Annotated in this window: 24 protein-coding genes; 16 read left to right on the top strand and 8 right to left on the bottom strand. The window is 61.1% G+C overall.

The window, feature by feature from the left end; genetic code table 11:
- A complete protein-coding gene (gene mhpA, locus ACA059_RS11140; RefSeq protein WP_497633808.1) occupies positions 1-1,659 on the bottom strand; it encodes a bifunctional 3-(3-hydroxy-phenyl)propionate/3-hydroxycinnamic acid hydroxylase MhpA in 1,659 nt (552 codons plus the stop codon).
- Between the two features lie 472 nt (positions 1,660-2,131).
- Here mhpA and ACA059_RS11135 point away from each other — a divergent pair, with 472 nt between their 5' ends.
- The 5 genes from ACA059_RS11135 to ACA059_RS11115 all read left to right on the top strand — a co-directional run bounded on the left by ACA059_RS11135 (position 2,132) and on the right by ACA059_RS11115 (position 11,323).
- Positions 2,132-5,029, top strand: coding sequence for an AAA family ATPase (locus ACA059_RS11135; RefSeq protein WP_497633807.1), 2,898 nt, complete (start codon positions 2,132-2,134; stop codon positions 5,027-5,029).
- A gap of 202 nt (positions 5,030-5,231) precedes the next feature.
- On the top strand, positions 5,232-5,447 hold the full coding sequence (locus ACA059_RS11130; RefSeq protein WP_497633806.1) for a hypothetical protein: 216 nt from the start codon (positions 5,232-5,234) through the stop codon (positions 5,445-5,447).
- Positions 5,448-5,564: 117 nt separating this feature from the next.
- Positions 5,565-7,088, top strand: coding sequence for a TolC family protein (locus ACA059_RS11125; RefSeq protein ID WP_497634652.1), 1,524 nt, complete (start codon positions 5,565-5,567; stop codon positions 7,086-7,088).
- 30 nt (positions 7,089-7,118) lie between these two features.
- Positions 7,119-8,231 (top strand): efflux RND transporter periplasmic adaptor subunit, encoded by a 1,113-nt coding sequence (locus ACA059_RS11120; RefSeq protein WP_497633805.1) that lies wholly within the window; start codon positions 7,119-7,121, stop codon positions 8,229-8,231.
- Entirely contained in the window at positions 8,228-11,323 is a 3,096-nt protein-coding gene (locus ACA059_RS11115) for an efflux RND transporter permease subunit (protein ID WP_497633804.1), read from the top strand. Before ACA059_RS11120 ends, ACA059_RS11115 begins: the two co-directional genes overlap by 4 nt.
- Before the next feature lie 230 nt (positions 11,324-11,553).
- Here the strand turns inward: ACA059_RS11115 and ACA059_RS11110 are convergent, their stop codons facing one another.
- On the bottom strand, positions 11,554-12,399 hold the full coding sequence (locus ACA059_RS11110) for a nitrilase family protein (protein WP_497633803.1): 846 nt from the start codon (positions 12,397-12,399) through the stop codon (positions 11,554-11,556).
- Entirely contained in the window at positions 12,396-13,895 is a 1,500-nt protein-coding gene (locus ACA059_RS11105) for a purine-cytosine permease family protein (protein ID WP_497633802.1), read from the bottom strand. The genes ACA059_RS11110 and ACA059_RS11105 overlap by 4 nt, the downstream gene beginning before the upstream one ends.
- 147 nt (positions 13,896-14,042) lie before the next feature.
- On the opposite strand from ACA059_RS11105, the gene ACA059_RS11100 reads away from it, so the two are divergent.
- On the top strand, positions 14,043-14,945 hold the full coding sequence (locus tag ACA059_RS11100) for a LysR family transcriptional regulator (protein WP_140894216.1): 903 nt from the start codon (positions 14,043-14,045) through the stop codon (positions 14,943-14,945).
- Positions 14,946-14,975: 30 nt separating this feature from the next.
- Here the strand turns inward: ACA059_RS11100 and ACA059_RS11095 are convergent, their stop codons facing one another.
- Both ACA059_RS11095 and ggt read right to left on the bottom strand, forming a co-directional pair.
- Positions 14,976-15,509, bottom strand: coding sequence for a cysteine hydrolase family protein (locus tag ACA059_RS11095; protein ID WP_497633801.1), 534 nt, complete (start codon positions 15,507-15,509; stop codon positions 14,976-14,978).
- A gap of 69 nt (positions 15,510-15,578) precedes the next feature.
- Positions 15,579-17,306, bottom strand: coding sequence for a gamma-glutamyltransferase (gene ggt, locus ACA059_RS11090; RefSeq protein WP_497633800.1), 1,728 nt, complete (start codon positions 17,304-17,306; stop codon positions 15,579-15,581).
- Positions 17,307-17,456: 150 nt separating this feature from the next.
- On the opposite strand from ggt, the gene ACA059_RS11085 reads away from it, so the two are divergent.
- Entirely contained in the window at positions 17,457-17,969 is a 513-nt protein-coding gene (locus tag ACA059_RS11085; protein ID WP_497633799.1) for a methylated-DNA--[protein]-cysteine S-methyltransferase, read from the top strand.
- 118 nt (positions 17,970-18,087) lie between these two features.
- On the opposite strand, the gene ACA059_RS11080 is transcribed toward ACA059_RS11085, so the two are convergent.
- Positions 18,088-18,681 carry an NUDIX domain-containing protein gene (locus ACA059_RS11080; protein ID WP_497633798.1) on the bottom strand — a complete coding sequence of 198 codons (594 nt, stop codon included), beginning with the start codon at positions 18,679-18,681 and terminating at the stop codon, positions 18,088-18,090.
- Between the two features lie 60 nt (positions 18,682-18,741).
- Positions 18,742-19,179, bottom strand: coding sequence for a hemerythrin domain-containing protein (locus ACA059_RS11075; RefSeq protein WP_497633797.1), 438 nt, complete (start codon positions 19,177-19,179; stop codon positions 18,742-18,744).
- Positions 19,180-19,329: 150 nt separating this feature from the next.
- Between ACA059_RS11075 and ACA059_RS11070 the strand changes: the two genes are divergently transcribed.
- Entirely contained in the window at positions 19,330-19,758 is a 429-nt protein-coding gene (locus ACA059_RS11070) for a GNAT family N-acetyltransferase (protein ID WP_497633796.1), read from the top strand.
- 100 nt (positions 19,759-19,858) lie between these two features.
- Here the strand turns inward: ACA059_RS11070 and ACA059_RS11065 are convergent, their stop codons facing one another.
- Entirely contained in the window at positions 19,859-20,209 is a 351-nt protein-coding gene (locus ACA059_RS11065) for a hypothetical protein (RefSeq protein ID WP_134422608.1), read from the bottom strand.
- A gap of 161 nt (positions 20,210-20,370) precedes the next feature.
- On the opposite strand from ACA059_RS11065, the gene ACA059_RS11060 reads away from it, so the two are divergent.
- The 8 genes from ACA059_RS11060 to ACA059_RS11025 all read left to right on the top strand — a co-directional run bounded on the left by ACA059_RS11060 (position 20,371) and on the right by ACA059_RS11025 (position 24,289).
- Entirely contained in the window at positions 20,371-20,619 is a 249-nt protein-coding gene (locus ACA059_RS11060; RefSeq protein ID WP_008154823.1) for a hypothetical protein, read from the top strand.
- Between the two features lie 20 nt (positions 20,620-20,639).
- Positions 20,640-20,969 (top strand): DUF6388 family protein, encoded by a 330-nt coding sequence (locus ACA059_RS11055; protein WP_403137533.1) that lies wholly within the window; start codon positions 20,640-20,642, stop codon positions 20,967-20,969.
- Between the two features lie 35 nt (positions 20,970-21,004).
- Positions 21,005-21,709 (top strand): YoaK family protein, encoded by a 705-nt coding sequence (locus ACA059_RS11050; RefSeq protein WP_497633795.1) that lies wholly within the window; start codon positions 21,005-21,007, stop codon positions 21,707-21,709.
- Positions 21,710-21,909: 200 nt separating this feature from the next.
- Positions 21,910-22,302, top strand: a complete 393-nt coding sequence (tusD, locus tag ACA059_RS11045; protein WP_497634651.1) for a sulfurtransferase complex subunit TusD — start codon at positions 21,910-21,912, stop codon at positions 22,300-22,302.
- Between the two features lies 1 nt (position 22,303).
- Complete coding sequence (tusC, locus tag ACA059_RS11040; RefSeq protein WP_140894217.1) at positions 22,304-22,666, top strand: sulfurtransferase complex subunit TusC; 363 nt, start codon at positions 22,304-22,306, stop codon at positions 22,664-22,666.
- Positions 22,666-22,959: a sulfurtransferase complex subunit TusB gene (gene tusB / locus ACA059_RS11035; protein ID WP_497633794.1), complete on the top strand. Its 294-nt coding sequence runs from the start codon at positions 22,666-22,668 to the stop codon at positions 22,957-22,959. The genes tusC and tusB overlap by 1 nt, the downstream gene beginning before the upstream one ends.
- Positions 22,956-23,291 carry a TusE/DsrC/DsvC family sulfur relay protein gene (locus tag ACA059_RS11030; RefSeq protein WP_497633793.1) on the top strand — a complete coding sequence of 112 codons (336 nt, stop codon included), beginning with the start codon at positions 22,956-22,958 and terminating at the stop codon, positions 23,289-23,291. Before tusB ends, ACA059_RS11030 begins: the two co-directional genes overlap by 4 nt.
- Complete coding sequence (locus ACA059_RS11025) at positions 23,288-24,289, top strand: glycosyl transferase family protein (protein ID WP_497633792.1); 1,002 nt, start codon at positions 23,288-23,290, stop codon at positions 24,287-24,289. The genes ACA059_RS11030 and ACA059_RS11025 overlap by 4 nt, the downstream gene beginning before the upstream one ends.
- Positions 24,290-24,367 lie beyond the last annotated feature (78 nt).

The raw sequence follows: 24,367 nt of genomic DNA, 5'->3' as shown, positions 1-24,367 counted from the left end.
TCAAGCTCGCAATCTAGTGGGCTCGTTGATGGTAACGGAAACGCTATCAGGCGTGGCGTCTACGCTAGCCAGCAGGCCCCGACAGTCACGAAGGAGACTGCCTGCCTCTGCGCCAGGGGCGTGGTGCATGATGATCCGGTCGGGACGAACCGCGACGAGCGTTCCTTTAGGGGCCAGCGGCAGGATGTCATGGTTCATGTCTTCGATGAAGTCACAGCTGCCGCCGGAGCGTTGGCCGCGCGTTCTGACCTCTAAGAAGTGGCCTCCCATTTTTTCCCAGGAAACGATCTGCTCAGTGGTTAGCAGGGACAACGGGTCAACACCGAATCCAACCAGGGTCAGGTTGTCTCCAAGAGCATCGTCGCTCAATTTGATTTGCTTTTGCATGGTGCGAATCCAGGTTTGGGGAAACAGGCTGCCACGTACCAGTTTGTCGCCCCGGCAATGCTGCATGAACAGGCCGTGTTTGAAGGTGTTCTTCGGCTTGATGTCCAACTGTTCGAAGTATTTCCTGGTAGCGGGAGTCAACGCCAGCATGCGCATCAGGCCGTGGATAAAGAAAGCTGCGATCTTGTTCTTGGGCATCACCATGCGGCCCATGAGTTTCGCCAGATTGATCATCGCCTGGGCATGGGGGCGGCGCTCTACGTCATAGGTATCGAGTATTGCAGGCGCGGCATGGCCGCGAAGGACCCAGGCCAGTTTCCAGGCAAGGTTGGCGCCATCTCGAAGTCCCGCTACGAGGCCTTGCCCGACAAAAGGAGGGGTGATGTGCGCTGCGTCGCCGGCGAGGAAGATGCGTCCCTTGCTGAATCTGTTGCAGCAGCGCGCGTGGAATCGATACACCGCCTTGCGCTCGATTTGCAACTCCTGCGGGTTGATCCATGGTGCGATCAGCCGGGCTATGCTTTCCGGGCTTTCCAGCTCTTCCCGGGATTCACCGGGTTGCAGCATGAACTCCCAACGCTCCCTGCCGCCGGGTGCGGGCATGTGCGGCGTTGGGCGCTGCGGATTACAGAGAAACTCAATGTGATCAATCGCTGACTTATGCCGGTTCATGACATCGACAATCAGCCAATCTTCCGCATAGGTCTGCCCTTCGAACTCCTGGCCAATCAGTGCCCTGACCCTGGAGCTTGCGCCATCCGCACCGACCAGGTACTGGGCGCGAACGGAATGCGATTGCCCATTCTGATCCCGTACGGAGGCGACGACGCAATCCGACTCCTCAACCAGACTCTCAAGCTCGAAGCCACCAAGACTGGTCACTGACTTCAGCCGGGAGACCTGGCTGCGCATCGCGTGTTCGAGGTCGGGTTGATAGAACGTCACAAGTTTCGGATGGCCGTCGATGCACCCCTCAGTATTGGCTCGACCGAATTGCCCGAGTACCGGGGAGTGCATCTTCACTTCGGGGATAACGATCTTCTCAAAAGCGTCTTCCGACAAACCGGCGAGTTGCAGGATGCGCAGCGCCTCGTTGTCCAGAGCAATGGCACGAGGCATCAGTACGACCTCATGGGTCTTGTCCAGTACCAGGGTCGTTACCCCATAGCGGCCGAGCAGTGCCGCGATTGTTGCACCTACCGGACCGTTACCGATGACCAGCACGTCGACGGCGGAGGGAGGCAATTCGGAAACTTTCTTGTTGTTGTTCATATTGAGCCCTTGTTGTGATTGAAGTCGTGAGGCACGCAGGTCTCATCGTCAGGCAGGGTCAAGGTATTCAATATTGAAACTAATTTCAATATTGATGTTCTTGTCATTAAATTTTCGGGATCATTACCAGGCCACGACAAGAGGAAAACCGAGGTGTCAGGGGCTTGCGAATCGAGTCCGGGCCGAAGCGATGAATGCCGCAAGCTCGAGGCGTGAATTCACGCGTGTACCAGTTTCCGACCGATGAGGCTTGGCTTCAGAGCCGATCAGCGTTGTTATTGGAGAACGGCCCCAGGTCGAGCGCGTGTGGCTGACGTCAAGGGCTCAAGGCGTTGGAGCCGAGACTGGAAAACAGTCGGCTCAAGAAGCTGCTGGTAGACAGGACCAGAAAGCCCGGCAATACGGTTTTCAGTATTGGGCCAGATGCCAAGCCTCACAGCGCACAACCATGTTTTAGTTTTAGGAATCAATCGTGGCGCGTCCGCAGCCTCAACCGAATCCAGTCCAGCTCCGCTTCGTCGAGTTCGAACTCGACGAAGCCAACGCCTGCTTGTTACGTAACGGAGAAGCCGTGGCGTTGGCGCCAACGCCATTCACACTGCTGTGCGTACTTGCACGCCAGCCGGGATCGCTAGTGACCAAGGACGCCTTGCTTGATGCCGTGTGGGGGCATCGGTTCGTCAGCGATTCGGTGCTGAAGACGGCCATCAGCGATCTGCGCAAGGTGCTGGGCGACGACCCCAAACAGCCCCGCTATATCGAGACCGTGTCGAGGCGCGGCTATCGCTTCATCGCCGCGCCCTCACCTGCACCTTCGATGCCGCCAGCATCCGCGACGGTGCCGGCGGCCGGCGCGCATCCGTCACCGCCATTCATCGGTCGCACCGACGAGATCTCAAGACTGCAGCGGGCGTGGGAGCGGGCAGATGGCGGCCAGCGTGCTGTGGTCTGGCTCGCTGGAGAGCCGGGGATTGGCAAGACCACGTTAATCGAACACTTCCTCGCCAGCCTTGGCGGCATCGCCTGCGCACGCGGCCATTGCGTAGAACACTACGGCACCGGCGAGCCGTACCTGCCGGTGTTGGAGGCGCTAGCCGATCTGTGCCGCAACGACCCCACCCTGCCGGCGCTGCTGCGCGCCGTGGCGCCGACCTGGCTGCTGCAACTGCCGTGGCTGAGCACCACGGCGGAGCGCGACGCGTTGCGGCGCGAGCTTGCCGGCATCGGCCCGGACCGCATGCTCCGGGAAATGGGCGAATTGCTGGACCGCTACACGGAGCAGCGACCGCTGTTGCTGGTGACCGAAGACTTGCATTGGAGCGATCGGGCGACAGTCCAGCTCATCAACTATGTGGCGCGGCGACGTGGCGGCACGCGGCTGATGTGGCTGTCGAGCTTCCGCCTCGCCGAGGTGGTTGCACTCGATCATCCCCTCAGCTCGTTGCGCCACGAACTGCGCCTGCAACGTCTGTGCGAGGAAGTGGTGCTCGATCCGTTCTCGGAAACCGAGGTCGCTGACTATGTGGCGCTGCGTTCGGCCTCGCTGGCGTGCGATGAAGCCTTCGTGCGTGCCCTGCACGAGCGCACTGACGGTGTGCCGCTGTTCGTATCGTCAGTCATCAGTGAAGTGATGGACCCAACGGACGACGATGCCACCATCGAGGCTCGGCTTGCGGATCTGGCGGTTCCCGAAAACCTCGCAGCCATCATTGATCACTATATTGCCAGGCTTGGGCCGGAACAGCGTGCGCTGCTCTCGGTCGCTGCGGTGTGCGGGGTCGAATTCCGAATCGAGACGGTTTCACTGGCCCTCGAGCGCGACCTCGCTTCGGTGGCCCACGCCTGTGAAGAGCTGATTCGCGAGCAGGTTTGGCTCATACGGTCACGGACCACGGAAGGTGAAGAGACGGAAGAGCTACCCCACTCTTTCCGACATGCGCTTTTCCGCCAGGTGCTGTACGACCGCACGCCGCGCTCATTGCGCACCCAGCTCCATCGCCAGGTTGGCACTGCCCTCGAACGCGAGCGCGCGGTCGGCGTACCGGTTGCGGCCTCGGAGCTGGCAATGCACTTCGATCGGGCTCGGCAGCCAATGATTGCGCTGCGTTACTACGCCGAAGCCGCGGAAGCCGCGTTGCTGCACTTCAGCCCGGACTTGAGCTACGGCCTCACTGAACGCGCCTTGGTCCTGCTCATGCAGGCACCAGAAGGGACGGAGCGCGATACGCTCGAAATTACCTTGGCCACGCTGCAAGGGGTTTCGGCTTTCCACCGGTTCGGTGTCGGCAGCGAAGCCAAGAGCGCCTTCGAACGTGCGTACATGCTGCTGGCGGATGTACCCGAGCACCCAATGCGTGGTCGCCTGCTGCACGGATTCGGCTATCTGCTCGGTCTGCGCGGCGACTATGCGCTGGCGCTGGAAGTGGCGGAACGTGCCGAAGCCCTCTCCTGCGACGCAAATGATCAAGAGCTCAGGCTGGCGGCGTGCATCGTGCAGGGCGAGGTGCATCACCTCCAGGGACGCACGCAGACGACTCGCCGTTGGTTAGAGCGCGCCCTCGCGATCGCTGAGCCACTGGACATCGGGACGAACGATATTTTTGCGGCTGATCCTCAGGTCATGCTGCACGGCATGCTGGCGATAGAACTCGTGCGTTCTGGTCTGTTTGAGCAAGCCCGAGTCCACAGGCAGCAGGCGCGGGTTCGCGCGCAGGCGTTGCGCCAGCCCATGACCTGGCTGGTCGCCGCCTGGCAGGAGGTGTTGATCGAGGTGAGGATAGGGAACCATGTGCGTGTAGCAGCGCTGGCTGACGATATGCAAAAGTTAGTTGATGAGTATTCGCTCGCGCTGGGGCGGACGGCTTGCCGCTGGTGGCGCGGCTGGGCTGACGCGCGCAACGGTGCACCGCGCGACGGCTACCGTCGCATCCGTGAGGCCTACGAAGAGCACACCGGCCTCGGCATGCGCTCCGGTGCCAGCGAGGTACTCGGTTACGCCGCCGAGGCGTTGCTGCTGGCAGGTGATTGCAATGCAGCACAAGCCGAACTACAGGAAGCACTGCGGGTGGCAGAGGAACTGGGCGAGCGCGTGTACCTGCCGCAGCTATGGCTTCTGGAGGCAGCGATCGCGCGAACGCAGGGTCGGTTGGACGCCGGCAGCGCTGCGGTGCGGCGCGCAATTGAGGAGGCTCGATCCCAGGAGGCACCGTGGCTGGAGCTGCAAGCGCTGGTGGAGTTGTGCGAACACCACAAGGCTGCGACCGAGGACGGCCAGGCATTGTCGACGCTGATTGAGCAATTGCCTGAAACTCACGGAACCGAACTGGTGAAACGTGCGCGCTCACTGCTTCAGGCTGCCCAGTCGACTTGAAGCGACAAGACGTACCCTTCATGCCTGGTGGACTTAGATCGCGCCCACGCAACGTGGGCTGGAAACCGCGTGACCACCAGCGTTCCGGTGATCGCTGCCTCTGTTCTGCGGGCACTCCCGACCGAATTCCGACCTTTCGCTTATGACTCCACCCAGGGGGCGGCTTACGCTGTCGCCGAACTTCCTGATCCCCTGGTCTGCCATGAGCCTGAACCCTGAATCCAAGTACCCGAGCCGCCGCTCGTACGTAGTGAAGCTGCGTAGCGATGCCACGCCCGGGGCCCTCGTGGGCCGCCTCGAAAATCTGGTCACCGGGCGTCAGTGCGAGTTCTCGTCCGCCGAAGAGCTGCTGGAGTCGATTGCCTCAGACCTCGCGTCCGCGGCCGGTGAGCACGCGGCGGATGCCGACGGCGAGTGACGTCTCCAACCTGAATGAGAGCCCGATATGGCGACCGAACGGCGACCCTTCGCTGACGACTTCGCGCACCCCGGGCTCTACGCTGATGCAACCTCGAATCTTTACGAGTCCAATCCGATGTCGCGACTTCCAACTTCCCATCTGTTGACCCGCAACGGGCAGACGCCCCTGCAATATGCCAAACGCGTGGTCAGCGTCGTCATGGGGGCAGCGCTCGCCGCGTCTGTTGCCCTGGTCTTGAACGGTTGCTCCACGGAGGTGCTCACGCCGTCGGTAGAACTGCCGAGCAACTTCTCCACGAGCACGGCCTCCGAAATGGAACCCGAGGCGGCATGGTGGGAGGTCTACCACGACCCCGTGCTGACGGATCTGGTGCGCCGGGCAGCGCGCGAGAATCGCGACGTCAAGATTGCCGCCGAGCGCCTGCGCGCCGCGCGTGCCGGCGAAACGGTCAGCCGTTCATGGCTGTTCCCGAGTGTCGGCGCATCCGCCTCCGGCAGTGATCGCAGCAGCGGCTACAGCTCGGCCACGAAACAGGGTTATCCGGATACCAAGACCACCAGTGCGGGCCTGGACGTCTCGTGGGAGCTCGACCTGAGCGGCCGCCTGCGCGCCGGCGCAGCGGCGGCCGATGCCGATGCGCTGGCCGCGGAGCACAGCATGCGCGGCGTACGCCTGCTGGTGATGAGCGACGTCGTCAGCAACTACTTCACACTGGTCGGCGCGCAACGCCAGGTCGCGACGCTGCGCGCCATCTCAGCGATGCAGGACGAGACGCTGCGTCTGGTTTCCGCTCGCCAGCAGGTGGGGCTGGCATCTGCCTTCGACGTCGAACGTGCGCAGACCGACGCCTTGTCGGCGCGGGCGCAGATTCCGCCGCTGGAAACGCAGGTGGCTGTGTCGCGCCATCGTATCGCGGTGCTGATTGCCGACCAGTCCTTCAATACCGCGAACATCCAGACTTCGATTAGCGATGTGACAGTGGTGCCCGAGGCCAAGCCGGGCCAGCCCGCCGAGCTGCTGCAACGCCGACCTGACGTGCTGGCGCTGATGGCGCAGCTCGATGCAGCCAATGCGCGCCGCAAGCAGGCCGCGGCCGAGTGGTTTCCGCGGCTGTTCCTCGATGCCTCCTTCGGCCGCCAGGGCTTGAGCCTGAACGGCGCCGATCTCGGCGTTGCGCGCTTCACCAACGTGGCGGGCCTGCTGGCGATGCCGCTCTTTAACGCCGGGCGCACGCAAGCAATCAATGATGCTGCCGAAAGTGCTCAAAAAGAGGCGCTGCTGCGCGCCGAAGACGGCATCGTACGGGCGCTCGAGGATGTGGAGAACGCCCTTGTCACGCTGGCGCAGGAGCGGCGCCGCGCCGGGTCGCTGCAATTGGCCGCCGCGTCCGCCGAGGCTGCGCAGAACCGCGCCCAGTCGCTCTACAACCGCGGGCAGATCGACCTGTTGCCACTGCTGGATTCGCAGCGCGCGCGCCTGGCGGCACGCTTGAACTCCAACGAAAGCAACACCCGCCTGCTGATCAATAGCGTGCAGCTCTATAAGGCACTGGGCGGGGGCTGGCAGGTATTCGAACAACCCGCCACCCCCACCGCAGCCACCGCAGCCACCGAAGCCGACCGGCCACCACTTTCCTAAGAAACTGCCGTTTTACAAAGAGGAACCGCCTTGAAAACCTCCCTTACTGCGGCCGGCGCCTTGGCCGTCGCCGTCATGCTTTGCGCGTGTAGCCCGGACCAGCCGACCGTGCAGGCACCACGACCTGTACGCACCGTTAAAATCAGCTACGACAATGCCCGCGACATCAGTCGCTACGTGGGCACCGTGCAATCGCGGCATGAAGTCGACCAGGCCTTCCGCGTGGGCGGCAAGGTCGCCCAGCGCAAGGTCGAGGTAGGCCAGTTTGTGCGCGAAGGCGACGTACTGGCTGTACTGGATGACGCCGACTACCGCCTCGCTGAGGAAGCGTCGCGACAACAGTGGTCGGTTGCCGTCGAGCAGACGCGCCAAGCCGACTCGGACCACCGGCGCCTGACCGCCCTGAAGGCTGACGGCTCGGTCAGTGCGGCCGACGACGAACGCGCGCATACCAATGCCCAAACCGCGCATGCAACCGCAGAGGCCGAGGCGCGAAAGCTCGAACTCGCGCGCAACCGGCTCAAGTACACCGTGCTGCGCGCCTCGCGTAGCGGCGTCGTCACGGCTGTCCGCTTTGAGGCCGGACAGGTCGTACCGGAGGGGCAACCGGTTGTCTCGATCGCGAATCCGGGCGAATCCGAGATCGTCATCGACGTGCCCGAGGATCAGTTGTCCGTGTTCAAGGACGCGCGCTTCAAGGCCTCGCTGGCCAGTGCGCCGAACGAGATCTTCGATGTCACGCTGCGCGAGCTGTCGCCGCAGGCTGCAACGCAGACGCGCACCTATCGCGCGCGGCTCAAGCCGGTGCAGGCGCTGCCGCTGGGCGCCACCGCCACGGTCAAGGCCGAGCGTGAGATGACCAGTGTCTCGGTAGCGGCGGTGCCAGCCACGGCACTGACGCAAAGCGGTGGCGAACCGGCGCTGTGGGTGGTCACGCCCACGGGCAAGGATCCGGCAGGCGTCGTCGAACTGGAGCGTGTGGCCGTTTGGGGCTATCGCAACGACGAGGTGCTCGTCTCCGGGCCGCAGGCTGGCGTATTGGTCGTCACCGCCGGCGTCCAGAAGATGACGTCCGGACTGACGGTCGCCCTCCCCGGCACGGCGATCGTTGACGCGAATACCACGCAGCAGGCCACCCGATGAACAATTTCAACCTCACCGACTGGGCGCTGCGCCATCGCGCCATCGTTCTGTTCATGCTCCTCATTGTCGCGGCGGCCGGCGCCTTCAGCTTCACCCGGCTCGGTCAGCTCGAGGATCCGAACTTTTCCGTGCCTTCCATGACCGCCATGGTCATCTGGCCGGGCGCCACTGCCCAGCAGTTGCAGGACCAGGTCCTCAACCGCATGGAGAAGAAATTCGAGCAGATCGACAACTTCGAGAAGGTGGTCACCTACGCGCGGCAAGGCTATGCAGGCATGACGCTCACCGTGCGCGGCGGCACTTCCAAGGCTGACCAACGCGAAGCCTGGTACCAGGCGCGCAAGAAACTCAACGACCTGAGCCTCGAGATGCCTGACGGCGTGATCGGCCCGATCCTGAATGACGAATACGGCGACGTGTATGGCCTGATGTACGCGGTCAAGGGCGACGGCGTCGGTCACGCTGACCTGTCGCACGCGGCCGAGGACATCAAGCGCCAGATGCTGAAGGTGCCGATGGTCAAGAAGATCGATCTCATCGGCAAGCAGGCCGAGCGTGTCTACGTCGAGTTCTCGCACGAGCGCCTGGCCGCGCTGGGCATCACACCACTGGCCATTGCCGAAAGCCTCAAGAGCCAGAACGCCATGGTGCCCGCAGGCCAGATCGACACCCGCGGCGACCGCGTCATGGTGCGCGTGAGCGGCCAATTCGCCAGCGAAGCGGCTATCCGCAATGTGCCCATCTCCGCGGGCGGCCGGCTGATCAAGCTCGGCGACATCGCGACCGTTACACGTGGCTTCGAGGATCCGCCGACCTACACGGTACGCCACAACGGCCAGCCAGTGCTGATGCTCGGCATCACAATGACCAGCGACGGCAACATCGTGGACCTTGGCAAGGCGATGGACACGGCAGTCGCCAAGATCCAGTCAGAACTTCCGCACGGCGTGGAGCTGGAGCTGGTGGCTGACCAGCCAACCACGGTGAAGGATGCAATCCTGGACTTCGGGCGTGCGCTGGCAGAGGCGCTAATCATCGTGATTGCGGTGAGCTTGGCCAGCCTGGGCTGGCGCGCAGGCCTCGTGGTCGCGGCCACAGTGCCGCTGGTGCTGGGCGGCGTGGCGCTGGTGATGTTGGCGATGGGCTGGAACCTCGAACGCATCTCGCTCGGCTCACTGATTATCGCGTTGGGACTGCTGGTGGATGACGCCATCATCGCCATCGAGATGATGGTGGCGAAGATGGAAACCGGCATGGACCGCGTGAAGGCGGCCGCCTTCTCCTATCAGTCCACCGCCATGCCGCGCCTGACCGGGGCACTCATCACGGTCGTGGGCTTCCTGCCGATCGGCCTCTCGAAGTCCACCACCGGCGAGTACGCGGGTGGCATTTTCTGGATCGTTGGCGCCGCGGTGCTGTTCTCGTGGATCTGTTCCGGCATCTTCACACCGTACCTGGCGGTCAAAATGCTGCCCAACGACTTGGGCACGCACCAGCACGCTGATCCGCACGACACCAAGTTCTACCGCAGCCTACGCCGCCTGATCGACACCGCCATTGAGCGCCGCTGGGTGGTCATCGGTGCGACGGTTGGCGCTCTGGCGCTTGCTCTGGCCTGTATCAAGCTAGTGCCGCAGCAATTCTTCCCCAACAGTTCGCGTCCTGAACTGGTCATTGACCTGCGCGTCAAGGAAGGCTCCTCGTTCGCCGCGACGACCGAGCAGGTCAAGCACATGGAGGAGATCCTGGCGAAGGACGAAGACGTGCGTTTCTATACCGCCTACACCGGCGCCGGCGCGCCGCGCTTCTATCTCTCGCTCAACCCCGAGCTGCCCAATCCTGGATTTGCCCAGTTCGTTGTGATGACTAAGGACCTGGATGCACGCGAGCGGGTACGTGCGCGGCTGGTGGCCTCGGCTGACCACCAATTCCCACAGGCGTGGGTGCGCGTGACCCGGCTCGAGTTGGGACCACCTGTCGGTTACCCGGTGCAGTTCCGCGTCGTAGGCCCCGATACCCAAGTGGTGCGCAAGATCGCCCGCGACGTGGAGAAGGTGGTTGCGTCCAACCAAAAGGTGCGTGACCTCCAGCTCGACTGGAACGACCCTGTGCGCACGCTGAAAGTGGAGCTTGATCAGGACAAGGCGAGCGCGCTGGGCCTCACGCCAGCCGATGTGTCGCTGGCGACCCAGACCGTGATGAACGGCGCAACCTTGTCGCAGCTACGTGAGCACGAGGACCTGATCGACATCGTGGCCCGTGCCGTGCCAGAGGAACGCTTGAACCTCGACTCACTGAAAGACATTAACCTCTACACGCGCCAGGGCACGGTGGTGCCGCTGTCGCAAGTCGCACAGGTGCGCGCTGAACTGGAAGAGCCGGTACTGTGGCGCCGCAATCGCGACATGGCGATCACGGTGCGTGCCGACGTGAAGGATGGTGAGCAGGGTGTATCGGTGACGCAGGAAATCCAGCCGTTGCTCAAGGATATCGAAGCCAGGCTGCCGACCGGTTACCGCATAGATGTGGGCGGAGCGGTTGAGGAAAGTGACAAGGCCAACAAAGCGCTACTCGCGGTGGCCCCGCTGATGCTGATCACCATCCTGGTGCTACTTATGCTGCAACTGCAGAACTTCTCCCGCATGTGGATGGTAGTGCTGACCGCACCGCTGGGCCTGATCGGCGTGGTGCCGGCGCTGCTGGTGTTCCAGTCGCCGCTGGGCTTCGTTGCGATCCTGGGCATCATCGCACTGGGTGGCATGATCATGCGCAACGCAGTGATCCTGATCGATCAAGTACAAATCGAGATCGCCGAAGGGCGAGACCCGTGGAACGCGGTGCTGGATGCCGCCATTCACCGAGCCCGTCCGGTGATGCTGACGGCGCTGGCCACCGTGCTTGCAATGATCCCGCTAACGCGCAGTGTGTTCTGGGGTCCGATGGCAATTGCGATCATGGGCGGCCTTACCGTGGCGACGCTGCTGACGATTTTCTTCGTCCCGGCGTTGTACGCGGCATGGTTCAAGGTGGGTCGCCGGACGGCCGCTGACACCCAACCGGTGAGGAGTGACGCCGCGCTCGCCTCTGAGTGATGAGTGCCGTGGTGTTGTGACCCCGGACCTCGCTATTACAAAGGCTTGTTCAACGCCGTTTCTGAAAACAACCGAGGTCAGCCGCGAGGTCCTGCGAACGTTACTTTCGTTCGCCCCCTCGCGGCTCACAGGAAAGGCTGGTGGCCAAAGAATCTGCTGACGACAGACGGCTATCGGCTGTCGAAAGCGGACGCCTGCTCTACCCCTGCGTCACAAAACGTCCACCCGCATTACTCAACCAAACTACTCAACCCATACAACTGCGACCGCCGATCCCGATGCAAATCATTACGCGCACTGATTCGCTTGTTCCGCGCCTCGGCAAGATTCAGCGTCGCCAACAAAATCTGCTCGCCACCCTGCTCCGCCGGCCCTGCCACAGGGTAGCCATCGGCATCGACGATCACCGAGCCTTGCACCCAGCTGACCCCACGTTCATGACCATGCCGATCACACGCGGCGATGAACATTCGGTTGACCGAGGCGTTGGCCTGGACTCGCACAACTTCGGCCGGACGCTCGGTTTGCGGCCGTGGCCCATCGGGCCAATTGACCGGTGCGCAAAGCAGGTCCGCACCGGCCAGCGCCGGGAGTCGCACCCACTCGGGGAATTCCAGGTCGTAGCAAATCAGCATGCCGATCCGGCCATGAACGGTTTCTACAACCGGCGGCGCGTCGTTGCCGGCGCTGAAGATTTCATTCTCGCCATCCCAGAGGTGCGCCTTGCGGTACACGGCGCGCAGACCTTGGGCATCGATCATCGCCGCGCTGTTGGCCAGTTCATCGCCGGCTAACCGCTCGCAGAATCCCCCCACCACCACGATGTTCAATTCCCGGGCCAGCGCCGTCCACAGAAGCAAGGTCGGCCCTTCGACAGTTTCCGCCAGGGACAGGGCTTCGCTGCGGTCGGCAAACAAGTAGCCGCTCTGGATCAGTTCGGGTAGCACCACCACCTGGGCACCCTGGTAAGCCGCCGAGCGAATCGCTCGTTCGGTCAGCTTCCGGTTGTAAGCGAGGTCGCCTATTTTCGGCGCCAGTTGGCAGCAGGCGACCACGGTATTTTTTGCGCTGTTCAACGCCCCTCCTCCACAGGCTGATGAGCCATGGAAACAATGTCGCTCTCGGTAATCGAGTCGATGATCCGGCCTTCGTACTCAAGGTCTATCGAACGGCTGAGGAGGTAGTACGTCAGGCCCGAGACCACCAGGCCAACCAGCCAGGCGATATCCACGCCTTCCAGCATCCGCGCCAGCGGCCCGACGAACACCTCTTTGCCGGCCGCCGCATCAAAGATGTAGAAGAACGGCACCATGGCGGCGAAGCCAATCAGATAAGAGACGATGCCGCGAAATTGCCAGGCGCCGTAAATGCCCTTCGGCGTGAAGAAATGCGGGATCGCGTAGCGGCCTTTGCGCACGAAGAAGTAGTCCACCAGATTGACCGCGGTCCACGGTACGAGGAAGTACAGGAGCAACACGAGGAAGGTGTTCAACAGGGCGATGCCATCGCCTTTGATCGACAGCACACAGGTCAACAGAATGACGCTGATCGCGGAGATCGACATCACTCGGGCGCGAGGTGTCGGTGTGATTTTTTTGATCGAATCCACACCCGTCAGCAACGTCAGCATAGCGCTGTAGGTGTTGAGCGCGATGATCGGCAGAAAGCCCGCCACCGAGACAATCACCAACACATTGCCCAGGCCTGGAATCATCGAAGAACCGACCTGGTTCAGCGCCACCAGCGCATCCGCCGCTTTGAGCTGCTGCGCAAGCCAGGCCCCGAGGCCGATCATCCAGCCGCCCGACAATGACGCGCCGATGAATACGGCGGCGATCAGTTTTGGCCGACTGGTGTTTTTCGGCAGGTAACGGGAATAGTCGGAGACATAAGGCGCATAGGAAATGTTGTAGCTCGCGCCAATGGCAAACAGCGTGGCAAAGGCAATCCAGCTGAAACCCAGGTCGGTCGCCGGGGTGACGCCCTCCTGGCCTGCGCCGAACATCAAGGCGATGGTGACCAGCGCATACAGCGGCAACGTGGCCAGCAACGCCCACTTGAAGGCTTTGTGCATCAGGTCGTGGCCGTAAATCGACAGCAGCGCGCCGATCAGCACCACCGCAATGGCGACGATGGTCGGGTCGATGCCAAACACATGCTCGAGGCCGTTCATGATCAGCGAAATGTTCACCACGTTGAAACCGACGAACACAAACATCGTCGCCATCAAGGCCAGGATCACCCCGCGATAACCAAACTGCGCACGCGACTGAATCATTTGCGGCAGCCCCATTTCCGGACCTTGCGAGCCATGAAACGCCATGAAAATGGTCCCAAACATGATGCCCAGCGCACCGGCCAACATCGTCCATAGCGCCGACAAGCCAAGGCTTGGGCCGACAAAACCGATGGAGATGGTGAAGAAGTGGAAGTTGCCTAGAAACCAGAAAGGGCCCTGGCTGCTGAGCTTGGCGTGACGTTCGTTTTCCGGAATGTAATCGATCGAGTGGCCTTCAATGGCCAACCCGCTGCTCGCCTCGATGGCGTGCGCAGATTGAGGGGACCCTGACATATGCGTGTTCCTATGCTGGTAATTGTTGTTTTTATGGGCAAAGCGCCGGTTTCATCGCAATGTAGGGCGTTGGTCAGGGCTGTAAAATATCGCAGGCACACTGTTCACATAGATCCACGTCTATGTAAGTGAGTATCGGGAGCACGCATGCTGGGAACTGTATCGGAGCTAGATCTGCGTTTGATCCGGGTATTTCTGACCGTCGTTGAGGCGGGCGGGATCTCGGCCGCGCAAACGGCGCTCAATACCACTCAACCCACCATCAGTGCGCAATTGGCGACGCTGGAAGCGCGGGTGGGGTTTCGTCTTTGCGAACGCGGGCGCGGTGGATTTTCGGTGACGCCCAAAGGCAGCCAGTTTGTCGAGGCGGCCCGTCGGTTACTGGCGGCTGCCGAAGGGTTCCGGGTTGAAGTCCAGCACATCAATCGTAAGGTGTCGGGCAACATCAATATCGGCCTGCTCGGTCAAATCGATCCGGTTGCCAACAAGAAAATCGCCTTGGCCATTGCACGATTACGGTCCCGGCATGAAGGGCTGTATTTCCATTTCACAGAGCTGTCGTCATCGCTGCTGGAAGAGAAAATCATCAACGGCCATATCGATCTGGCGATCGGCTATTTCTGGCACCGCCTGCCCAACATTGATTACTTTGCGTTGTTCCAGGAAACCCAGATCGCCTACTGCGCCCCCACTCATCCGCTTTTCGAGCAAGTGGGCGAGCTGACCCGGGATGACGTCAGCGATTACGATTGGGTATGGCCCAGCCATCCTTTGCCGGAAATGCCGGCACCCACTTCGATTGAACGCCTGACGGTGCTCACGGACAGCATGGACGGCGCCGCCCTGCTCATTCTGTCGGGCCAGCATTTGGGGTTTCTGCCGCAGCACTATGCGGCGAAGCATGAACAGCTGGGACAGCTGCATCCGCTGAATCCTGAGCTGCTGCGCTATGAGGTCGGCTTTCATGCGGCGGTCAGGCATTCGGCGCGTCAGCGGGATTTGGTGAGTGCTTTTTTGACTGAATTGATCGACATTTTCGGGGCCGTGTAAGCGTCAACGGGAGCAAGCCCCTCACCCGTTTCAGATCCGGATTTCGCTGGTCGGGATAACGTCGATCCGCGCCACGGGCCCCGTCAAGTGCGCCAGGTCTGCGTTGTGCTCAGTGATGATGTCTTCGGCGGCGAGGTTGCCGTTGTCGACGGTGGAATGCGCATCGGCGGCGAGCACTACGTCATAGCCCAGGTTCAGGGCCTGGCGGACAGTGGCGTTGACGCAATAGTCGGTTTGCAGCCCGCAGATGATCAGGCGATCGGTGCCCAAATCCTGCAATTGGGCTTGCAAGTGGGTCCGGTAGAACGAGTCTCGATTGGTTTTTCGCACGCGAAGGTCTTGCGGCGAAGTCTTCAGGCTTTCGGCCAGTTGCCAGCCTTCGGAACCGTGTTGCAGCAGGTCGCCCTTTTCTTCGTGCTGGATGAGGATGACCGGGATGCCTGCTTCGCGAGCCTTGGCACTGAGGTCGTTGATGTTCTCGATAACGCGCTTGATCTCAAAACATGCGTACTCGCCAGTGCACAGGGCGCGCTGGACGTCGATGATCAGCAGTGCGGTAGCCATGGTCCCTTCCTTGAAAAGTCAGTGGATCAGGGGACGAAAAATAGATCCGTCCCCTTTGAAAAACAACCCTCAATAACCGAGCGACAACCCAGTGTTACGACGTGGATCGTTCGCCCCATAGAAGCGGTTTTTGCCCACCGGTTTGCCTTCCAGCGATGGTGCGCCTACCAGAATCGCCGCCACATGGTTGGCGTCCTGTGGCCCGGCAAACTTGTGGCCCCAACTTTCGAGCATCTTCACCGTATCAGGGCTGGTGGTGAAGGTCTCCAGGTTGGTCTCTTCCGGCAACCACTGCTGGTGGAAACGCGGTGCATCGACCGCTTCCTGGATGTTCATCCCGTAGTCGATCACGTTGAGCATGGTCAGCAAGGTCGCGGTGATGATGCGACTGCCGCCGGGGGTGCCGACGACCATCACCACTTTGCCGTCCTTGGTGACGATGGTCGGGCTCATGGACGACAGTGGCGCCTTGCCGGGCGCGATGGCGTTGGCCTCCCCTTGCACCAGACCGTACATGTTTGGCACGCCGATTTTCGAGGTGAAATCGTCCATTTCGTCGTTGAGGATGACCCCGGTTTTGCTGGCCATGACGCCGGCGCCGAACCAGTCGTTCAGGGTGTAGGTCACCGAAACCGCGTTGCCCCATTTATCGACGATGGAGTAATGGGTGGTGTTGCTGCCTTCATGGGGCGCTACGCCGGGTTTGAGCTCGCGGGACACACCGGCCTTTTGCGGATCGATGGCGGTGCGGATTTTGGTGGCGTAGTTTTTATCCAGCAGATGGGCGATCGGGTTTTTCACGAAATCCGGGTCGCCCAGGTAGCTGTTGCGGTCCACGTAGGCGTGACGCATCGCTTCGATCTGGTAGTGCATGCTCTGGGCCGAGTGATAGCCCAGGTCTTTCATCGGATAGCCTTCGAGTATGTTCATGATCTCGCAAATCACCACGCCACCGGAGCTTGGCGGTGGCGCTGAAACCACGTGGTAGCCGCGGTAATCGCATTCGATCGGCGCCAATTCGCGGGTTTTGTACTTGTCGAGGTCGGCCTGGGCGATGATGCCTTTGTTGGCCTGACTGGAAGTGACGATGGCATCGGCCACCCAGCCCTTATAGAAACCGTCGGCACCCTTCTCGGAGATTTCCCGCAGGGTTTTCGCCAGATCCTTCTGCACCAGTTTCTGACCGACCTGCATCGGCTCGCCGTTGCTCAGGAAGATCGCACCGGAATCCTTGATGTCCTTCTTGAACACGTCGGTGGCATATTCCAGCAACTCAACATCGCCCTGCTCCAGCACAAAACCGTCTTCGGCGAGTTTGATGGCTGGAGCGATCACTTCCTTGCGCGGTTTAGTGCCGTATTTCTTCAGCGCCAGCTCCATACCGGACACGGTGCCCGGCACGCCAACGGCCAGATGGCCACGGGTGCTCAGGTCAGGGACGACGTTGCCCTCCTTGTCGAGGTACATATTGGCGGTGGCGGCCAGTGGGGCTTTTTCACGGAAGTCGAGGAAGGTCTTGCGCCCGTCCGCCAACTGAATGGTCATGAAACCGCCGCCGCCCAGGTTGCCCGCCGCGGGATAAACCACCGCCAGCGCATAACCGACCGCTACCGCGGCATCGACGGCGTTGCCGCCGTTCTTGAGTACATCGACGCCCACGTGACTGGCCAGATGCTGGGCGGTGACGACCATGCCGTTTTCGGCCGCAACCGGCGCCACGGAGGCCGCGTAAGCACTGAGGCAGCTGAGCGCCAATGAGGTCGCAATCAGCGATTTGGCAAAAGGTTCGAACTTCATGAGTCGGTCTCTTTTTGTTTTTAGGCTCTGTAAAAAAACAGAGGGAAGGCTTCAAGAGCACAGGCAAGTATGGCTGGGATTGCGTATTGCGCCTCCCCGTCGAGGCAGTATGCTTGGCGACTGCTCAGCACTTTTACGGAGTCCGCCGGCATGAGTTACACCTTTATCACCCTCGCCTCTCCGGTGGGCGAGCTGAAGCTGGTCGCGAACGGCTCACGCCTGGCAGCCATCCTCTGGGAAAACGACAAACCCGACCGGGTGCGGCTTGGGCCGATGCGCGAGGCGCCGGATAATCCGATCCTGATGCGTACCGCTCAGCAGCTGCGGGAATACTTTGCGGGCACGCGCAATCGTTTCGACCTGGAACTGGATTTTGCCGGGACGGAGTTTCAGAAGAAGGTCTGGGCGGCGTTGCTGACCATTCCGTTTGGTGAGACCCGCAGCTATAGCGAGATTGCCCGGCAGATCGGCAATCCCAGTGCTGTGAGGGCGGTGGGTGCGGCGAATGGCAAGAACCCGATTTCGATTGTTGCGCCGTGTCATCGGGTGATTGGCGCTTCGGGGAAACTCACCGGGTTTGCCGGTGGACTTGAGGCAAAGGAACGGCTGCTGATGCTGGAGGGCGGGCAATGGGGTGGGACTGGACGACTGGAAGGCTTTTGACCTTGTAGGAGCTGCCGCAGGCTGCGATCTTTTGATCTTGATCTTCGGTGCTCTTGAAGACTCTGAAGATCAAAAGATCGCAGCCTGCGGCAGCTCCTACAGGGGTTGTGGGTGCCTCTTAAACGGCGGCGAAGATGTTTTTCATCGCCGCATACTGCAGCAGCATGATGGTCTTCGCATCGCAGATCTCCCCGCGATAAAACGCCTCAAGTGCGTCGTCGAATTTCCATTCCAGCACCTCCAGCTCCTCGGTCTCCTCCTCCAGTCCGCCGCCATCACTGACCTTGGAAGCGGCGTCGTATTCGGCGATGAAGAAGTGCAGCTTTTCGGTCACCGAGCCAGGGCTCATGTAGGCCTCGAATACCTTGTGCACATGGTGCACGCGATAACCGGTTTCTTCCTCCGCTTCTTCGCGGATGCGCTCTTCAGGCGCCGCACCTTCGAGCAGCCCCGCCGCCACTTCGATCAGCAACCCATCGTGGCCGTTGACGAACACCGGCAACCTGAATTGCCGGGTCAGCACGACGGTTTTCTTTTCGCGGTTGAACAGCAGAATCGCCGCGCCGTTACCACGGTCGTAGACCTCGCGGGTCTGGCGTTGCCATTCGCCGTTGTTGCGCTGGTAATCGAAGGTGATTTTCTTGAGCAGGTACCAGTCGTGGGACAACACCTGAGACTCGATGAGGTTGACCCGCTCGGCTGTGTTCGACATGACAACGCATCCTTTTTTCGTCAGAAGGCGCACATCTTAGGCGAAAACGAAAGCCTGGCGCTAAGACAGTTGAGCCTTGTATTCCTTCTCATACTGACCCGCCAGCGTCTCTTTCTGTTTGTCGTCGAGCAACTTGCCGGCCATCTGGAAGAACTTCTGCTCTTCCTCTTCCAGGTGGTGATTGACCTTCTCGGCGAGCTTCTTCGCGGTCGCCAGCCAGGCGGGGCTGGACATCTCGGTTTCGTCGAGTTCTTCCATCATTTCGTCCATCTCATGATGTTCGGCAATCGCATGACGGCTTAGGTCGACGCCGTTATCGAACTCCATCAGCGGAATATAGAAATGCCGCTCTTCAGCGGTTTCGTGGGCCTGAAGTTCGGACTTGAGCTGCTTGTAAGCCTCGACCCGCTCGGGGGTGTCGCCGCTGGTCTGGATCAGCGCATCGGCGTAGGTGCGTTGGCGGTCGTGGCTTTCGCGCAAGGCTTCGAAAATATTCACGGAGTGTCCTCATAGGCCGCGTTCAGGAATGACGCTGTTTAGGCTAGACATCTGCGCGCGAACGACAGTTCCACCTGAAGACTGGAACAACGACCAGGTGCCGCGATAGTCTTGGAAATGTTTTCCACCTTGGCCATAAGGAAATAGCTGATGACCCTGCGAATCGAACGGTCGCAAAACCCCACGGATGAAGAGCGCCAGGCGATCCTGCTGCCGTTGCGCGCCTATAACGCCGCAAAAGCCGGCGTCTCGACTCAGGAGCCCGTTGCCTTGCTGGTGCGTGACGAAAGCGGCGAGATTCTCGGTGGGCTTCACGGTCGAGTGTTTTACCAATGGATGTACATCGACCTGCTGTCGGTACCGGAACAGGCCCGAGGACAGGGCATGGGTACGAAGCTGATGCAGATGGCTGAAGACCTGGCACGGGAAAAGGAATGCATCGGAATCTGGCTCGACACCTTCGACTTCCAGGCGCCAGAGTTCTACAGGAAGCTCGGCTACAGCGAGTTAGGCCAGATCGCTGACTACCCGCCTGGCCACAAGCGCTTCTTTTTTCAGAAGCGCCTGACAAACGTTTGATCGCTGGCACCGCCAAAAGATCGCAGCCTGCGGCAGCTCCTACAGGGTGTTCGCCTGCCCATTGTAGGAGCTGCCGCAGGCTGCGATCTTTTGATCTTGCTTACAGGCAGGTCGCCAACGCCGCCAGTCGGCGCTTGGCCACAAAATCGTCATGCTGCGCGTAATAATTCAGCACGGTGGCGGAAGCGTCAGTCTTCACGTCCACAAAGGACTCCGCCGAGCGCGTGTAAACGGTGGTGCCGCCCTTCTCGCCAGGCTGTAAATACGCGCCAGCATCGACACCGAACACCGCCTCGTCCTGCCAGGAAAACTGCACACACTGGGCGACGACTTTTTCCGGTTTATCCGACGTCAGGGTTTTGTACGGGGTTCCAGTGCGGGCGTCGTTCATCACCGAGCCCGCGCAACCGGCCAGCAACGTTACGGCCAGCGCCACCATCAGAATTCGCATTGCGTTCGCTCATCAAGAAAAAGCGGACTGTATCACCGCAGCACGGCGTATCGTTCTGCTTTACTTCATTTATACCGCGACACCGAGTGACGATTCGCGCACCCTGTCGCGCCATTAACACTGCATCGCCCGTTTTTCCGGGCTCATTTTCTGGAAAGGTCATGACACCCAACGCCGAATATTACAAACCGACCGCTGAATATGCCGACAAACTGATCAGCCAGATCGGTCAGACACCGTCCTGGATTGCCAAGCGAATTGGTGTCACCGACAAGCGGATTCGTTACATCCTCGACGGCGAAAGAACCGTCAAAGGTGAAACCACGCCGATTCAAATGACGTATCCCGAGCAGTTTGCCCTCGAGTGCCTGGCAGCAGCGGCCAAGGCCAGCAAGAAGCAGTCTTCGTAATCCAGCCTCAAGGAGCGACCATGGCGGCAACCGAACAGCAACACGAGCAAGCGCTGAAGAAGTTTCTCGATGAGCGCCCTGAACTGCGCGTAGAACTCGACAACCTCAACCCGTTGTTGGCTCAGGCCAAGGGCGAGACTGCGGCGCAGTACCGCGACGAACGCTTGCATGAAGCCTTCGAAGCCGAGGCCGAACGCCTGGGATTGTTTGCCTGGGAGCTGACGCTGCAACTGACCGCCGCGACACCCGAAGACTATCAGGCACAGCGCCTGGAGGTGCATAAGGAAGTGGCCGAGATGGCCGGCATGGACTGGCTGGAGTATTGCGAGTTATATGGATTGAGTAAGTGACCCTTTCGGCCGCTACCTGAGGACGACCTTCGCTGATGTTGCCATCCCTCTCAACTGATCGCGCCAGTCCAGGCCATCTGCATACCCGCAAATGGCGCGGACGCATCGGCATGTCGCTGGTGGCCAGCCTCTCGGTGCTCGCGGGCATGACCGACGCCATCGGCTTCATGGCCAGCGGCGATTTTGTCTCGTTCATGAGCGGCAACACCACCCGCCTCGCCGTCGCCATCAGCGACGGCGACCTGGGCCTGACCTTGCGCCTGGTGATCCTCGTCGGCACCTTCATCATCGGCAACGCCTTGGGGATTGTCGTCAGCCGCCTCGGCGGCCGTCGGGCGTTGCCCTTGCTGCTGTGCATCGCCACGCTGCTCTGCGGCGCCGCTGCCTGGCCCTACGATGAACAATTGCCAGCGCTACTGGCGGCGATCATCGCCATGGGCATGCTCAATGCCGCCGTGGAAGAAGTGAACGGACTGCCGGTCGGCCTGACCTACGTCACCGGCGCCCTGTCGCGCTTCGGCCGTGGGTTGGGACGCTGGATGCTCGGCGAACGGCGCAACGGTTGGCGCGTGCAACTGATCCCCTGGACCGGGATGTTTGCCGGCGCGGTACTCGGCGCCTTGCTGGAACATCACTTGGGGCTCAGGGCCCTGTTTGTCAGTGGTCTGCTGGCCGGCGTGGTCGGGCTGCTGTCTCTGAAAATCCCGCGGCGTTGGCAGTTGGGGTATATGCCACGCTGAGCGGCGCCGGTCAGTCCGCCATCGCGAGCAAGCTCGCTCCCACAGGGATTTGTGTGATGCCGAAGATTGTAGCTTCACCGCAAAACCTGTGGGAGCGAGCTTGCTCGCGATGGGGGCGACTCGGTCCCCAGGGAAAACCCATTTAGCCGCCCCGGCGATAAAGCATTATCATGGCCGCAGTTTTACTGATCGAGTCCGTCATGAAGTTCGCCATCGCGCTGTTTTCCGCTGCCCATGCGCCCTCCTCGCGCCGCGCCCTGCTGTTCGCCCAGGCCGCGCTGGCCGGTGGGCATGAGATTGTCCGGCTGTTTTTCTATCAGGACGGCGTCTACAACGCCTCCGCAAGCGTGGTCACGCCGCAGGATGAGCAGGATTTGCCCAAGCAATGGCGCAACTTCGTCACCGAGCATCAACTGGACGGTGTCGTGTGCATCGCGGCCGCCCTGCGTCGTGGCGTGTTGAACGAAGAAGAAGCCGGGCGCTATCAGCGTGAAGCCATTGCGGTGGGCGCGCCGTGGGAACTGTCCGGACTCGGCCAGTTGCATGACGCGGTGCAGGACGCCGACCGCCTGATCTGTTTCGGAGGCGCGTGAGATGCCTAAATCCTTGCTGATTATCAGCCGTCAGGCGCCCTGGTCCGGGCCGAGTGCGCGGGAAGCGCTGGACATCGTGCTGGCCGGCGGTGCCTTTGATCTGCCGATCGGCCTGCTGTTTCTCGATGACGGGGTGTTCCAGCTCGCCGCGAAACAGGATGCCAAGGCCCTCCAGCAGAAAGACCTGAGCGCCAACCTGCAAGCCTTGCCGATGTTCGGTGTCGACGAGCTGTTTGTCTGTGGCGACAGCGTTGCGGAACGGGGTCTGAACCCGGCCGGCTTGTCGCTGGAAGAAGCGCAGGTGCTGGCCGCCCACGAAATCACCGCACTTATTGACCGTTACGACCAGGTGATCACCCTCTGATGTCGACTTTGCATGTGTTGTCTCATTCCCCGTTCGGCGACGATCGCCTGACCAGTTGCCTGCGCTTGATGGGCGCTGACGATGCGCTTCTGCTGGCTGGCGACGCGGTTTATGCGTTGCAACCAGGCACCGCGCCGTTCAATGCGCTGAACGCCCGCAATCTGAAACTGTTCGTACTGGCCGAAGACGCCCAGGCTCGCGCGCTGGAGATTCCTGACACGGCCAAGGCCATCGATTACCCGGCCTTCGTCGAGCTGTCGATTCACTACGACAAGGTCAACAGTTGGCTATGAACTCCCTGACGGTCGGCGCACGCGCCATCGAGTTGGACAAGGACGGTTTCCTGATAGAACTGAGCGACTGGTCCTCCGACGTGGCCAGCGCCCTGGCCGCCGCCGAAGACATCGAGTTGAGCCCCGAACACTGGGAAATCCTCGAACTCCTGCGCAGTTTTTATGCCGAATTCCAGTTGTCGCCGGCCACTCGTCCGCTGATCAAGTACACCGCGCTAAAGCTCGGCCCGGACAAGGGCAACAGCCTGCACCTGAACCGACTGTTCAAAGGCACCCCTGCCAAACTCGCCGCGAAACTGGCGGGCCTGCCCAAACCGACGAATTGCTTATGACCGACTACCCTGCGCTGAACCTCGAAACACCCGCCGAACACCCGTTCGCCCAGTTCGTGCGCATTCTCGGCAAGGGCAAACGCGGCGCCCGCGACTTGACCCGCGAAGAAGCCCGCGAAGCCATGGGCATGGTGCTCGACCACAAGGTCGAAGACACCCAGCTCGGCGCGTTCCTGATGTTGTTGCGGCACAAGGAAGAAAGCGCTGAGGAAATGGCGGGTTTTACCGAAGCGTTGCGCGAACGTTTGCAGGCACCGACGTTGAATGTGGATCTGGACTGGCCAACCTACGCCGGCAAGAAGCGCCATCTGCCATGGTATCTGCTGGCGGCCAAATGCCTGGCGCAAAATGGCGTGCGCGTCTTCATGCATGGCGGCGGCGCGCACACGGCGGGTCGGCTCTATAGCGAACAATTGCTGGATGAGTTGAGGATTCCGTTGTGCCGCGACTGGCAGCAAGTGGGTGTGGCACTCGATAACGGCGGTCTGGCCTTCATGCCGCTGGTGGATTGGGCGCCGCAGTTGCAACGAATGATCGACCTGCGCAATACGCTGGGCCTGCGCTCGCCGATCCATTCCCTGACCCGGATTCTCAACCCGTTGAGTGCCCGCTGTGGTCTGCAAAGCATTTTCCATCCCGGCTACCAGGCTGTGCATCGCGATGCCAGCGGTTTGCTCGGGGACACCACAATCGTGATCAAGGGCGATGGCGGCGAAATCGAGATCAACCCGGACGCCGACAGTCACTTGTACGGCACCACTGGCGGCGAAAGCTGGGACGAGGAATGGCCGCAGCTGTCGGCACAACGCCACGTCAAACCGGCCACCCTCGATCCCGAGCATCTCAAAGCGGTGTGGCGTGGCGACGTAGTCGACAGCTATCCGCAAATGGCGCTGATCTCGACCATGGCCCTGGCCTTGCGCGGCCTCGGCCAAGCCCGCGAACAAGCCTTCGAAACCGCCCAGCAGTATTGGGACGCTCGGGACAAATCGATTTAACCGATCATAAGCGCCCAACCTTTGCGCTTTTTTATCGAACCTATGCGAATAGACTCCTCTCCAACGCTTATTGGTTGA

The sequence above is a fragment of the Pseudomonas sp. LBUM1647 genome (genome assembly GCF_059716175.1).
The sequence above is the reverse complement of the archived record's forward strand: the minus strand, read 5'-3'. Positions and strand labels throughout refer to the sequence as shown.

Bases quoted from the DNA above. Each gene is read 5' to 3' on its own strand.
- tusB (WP_497633794.1), top strand. From the start codon at position 22,666: ATGTCGACTTTGCATGTGTTGTCTCATTCCCCGTTCGGCGACGATCGC.
- ACA059_RS11065 (WP_134422608.1), bottom strand. From the start codon at position 20,209: ATGCGAATTCTGATGGTGGCGCTGGCCGTAACGTTGCTGGCCGGTTGC.
- ACA059_RS11085 (WP_497633799.1), top strand. From the start codon at position 17,457: ATGAGTTACACCTTTATCACCCTCGCCTCTCCGGTGGGCGAGCTGAAG.
- ACA059_RS11105 (WP_497633802.1), bottom strand. From the start codon at position 13,895: ATGTCAGGGTCCCCTCAATCTGCGCACGCCATCGAGGCGAGCAGCGGG.
- ACA059_RS11080 (WP_497633798.1), bottom strand. From the start codon at position 18,681: ATGTCGAACACAGCCGAGCGGGTCAACCTCATCGAGTCTCAGGTGTTG.
- ACA059_RS11125 (WP_497634652.1), top strand. From the start codon at position 5,565: ATGTCGCGACTTCCAACTTCCCATCTGTTGACCCGCAACGGGCAGACG.
- ACA059_RS11055 (WP_403137533.1), top strand. From the start codon at position 20,640: ATGGCGGCAACCGAACAGCAACACGAGCAAGCGCTGAAGAAGTTTCTC.
- ACA059_RS11070 (WP_497633796.1), top strand. From the start codon at position 19,330: ATGACCCTGCGAATCGAACGGTCGCAAAACCCCACGGATGAAGAGCGC.
- ACA059_RS11030 (WP_497633793.1), top strand. From the start codon at position 22,956: ATGAACTCCCTGACGGTCGGCGCACGCGCCATCGAGTTGGACAAGGAC.
- ACA059_RS11050 (WP_497633795.1), top strand. From the start codon at position 21,005: ATGTTGCCATCCCTCTCAACTGATCGCGCCAGTCCAGGCCATCTGCAT.
- ACA059_RS11025 (WP_497633792.1), top strand. From the start codon at position 23,288: ATGACCGACTACCCTGCGCTGAACCTCGAAACACCCGCCGAACACCCG.
- ACA059_RS11060 (WP_008154823.1), top strand. From the start codon at position 20,371: ATGACACCCAACGCCGAATATTACAAACCGACCGCTGAATATGCCGAC.
- mhpA (WP_497633808.1), bottom strand. From the start codon at position 1,659: ATGAACAACAACAAGAAAGTTTCCGAATTGCCTCCCTCCGCCGTCGAC.
- tusC (WP_140894217.1), top strand. From the start codon at position 22,304: ATGCCTAAATCCTTGCTGATTATCAGCCGTCAGGCGCCCTGGTCCGGG.
- ACA059_RS11115 (WP_497633804.1), top strand. From the start codon at position 8,228: ATGAACAATTTCAACCTCACCGACTGGGCGCTGCGCCATCGCGCCATC.
- ACA059_RS11095 (WP_497633801.1), bottom strand. From the start codon at position 15,509: ATGGCTACCGCACTGCTGATCATCGACGTCCAGCGCGCCCTGTGCACT.
- ggt (WP_497633800.1), bottom strand. From the start codon at position 17,306: ATGAAGTTCGAACCTTTTGCCAAATCGCTGATTGCGACCTCATTGGCG.
- ACA059_RS11130 (WP_497633806.1), top strand. From the start codon at position 5,232: ATGAGCCTGAACCCTGAATCCAAGTACCCGAGCCGCCGCTCGTACGTA.
- tusD (WP_497634651.1), top strand. From the start codon at position 21,910: ATGAAGTTCGCCATCGCGCTGTTTTCCGCTGCCCATGCGCCCTCCTCG.
- ACA059_RS11100 (WP_140894216.1), top strand. From the start codon at position 14,043: ATGCTGGGAACTGTATCGGAGCTAGATCTGCGTTTGATCCGGGTATTT.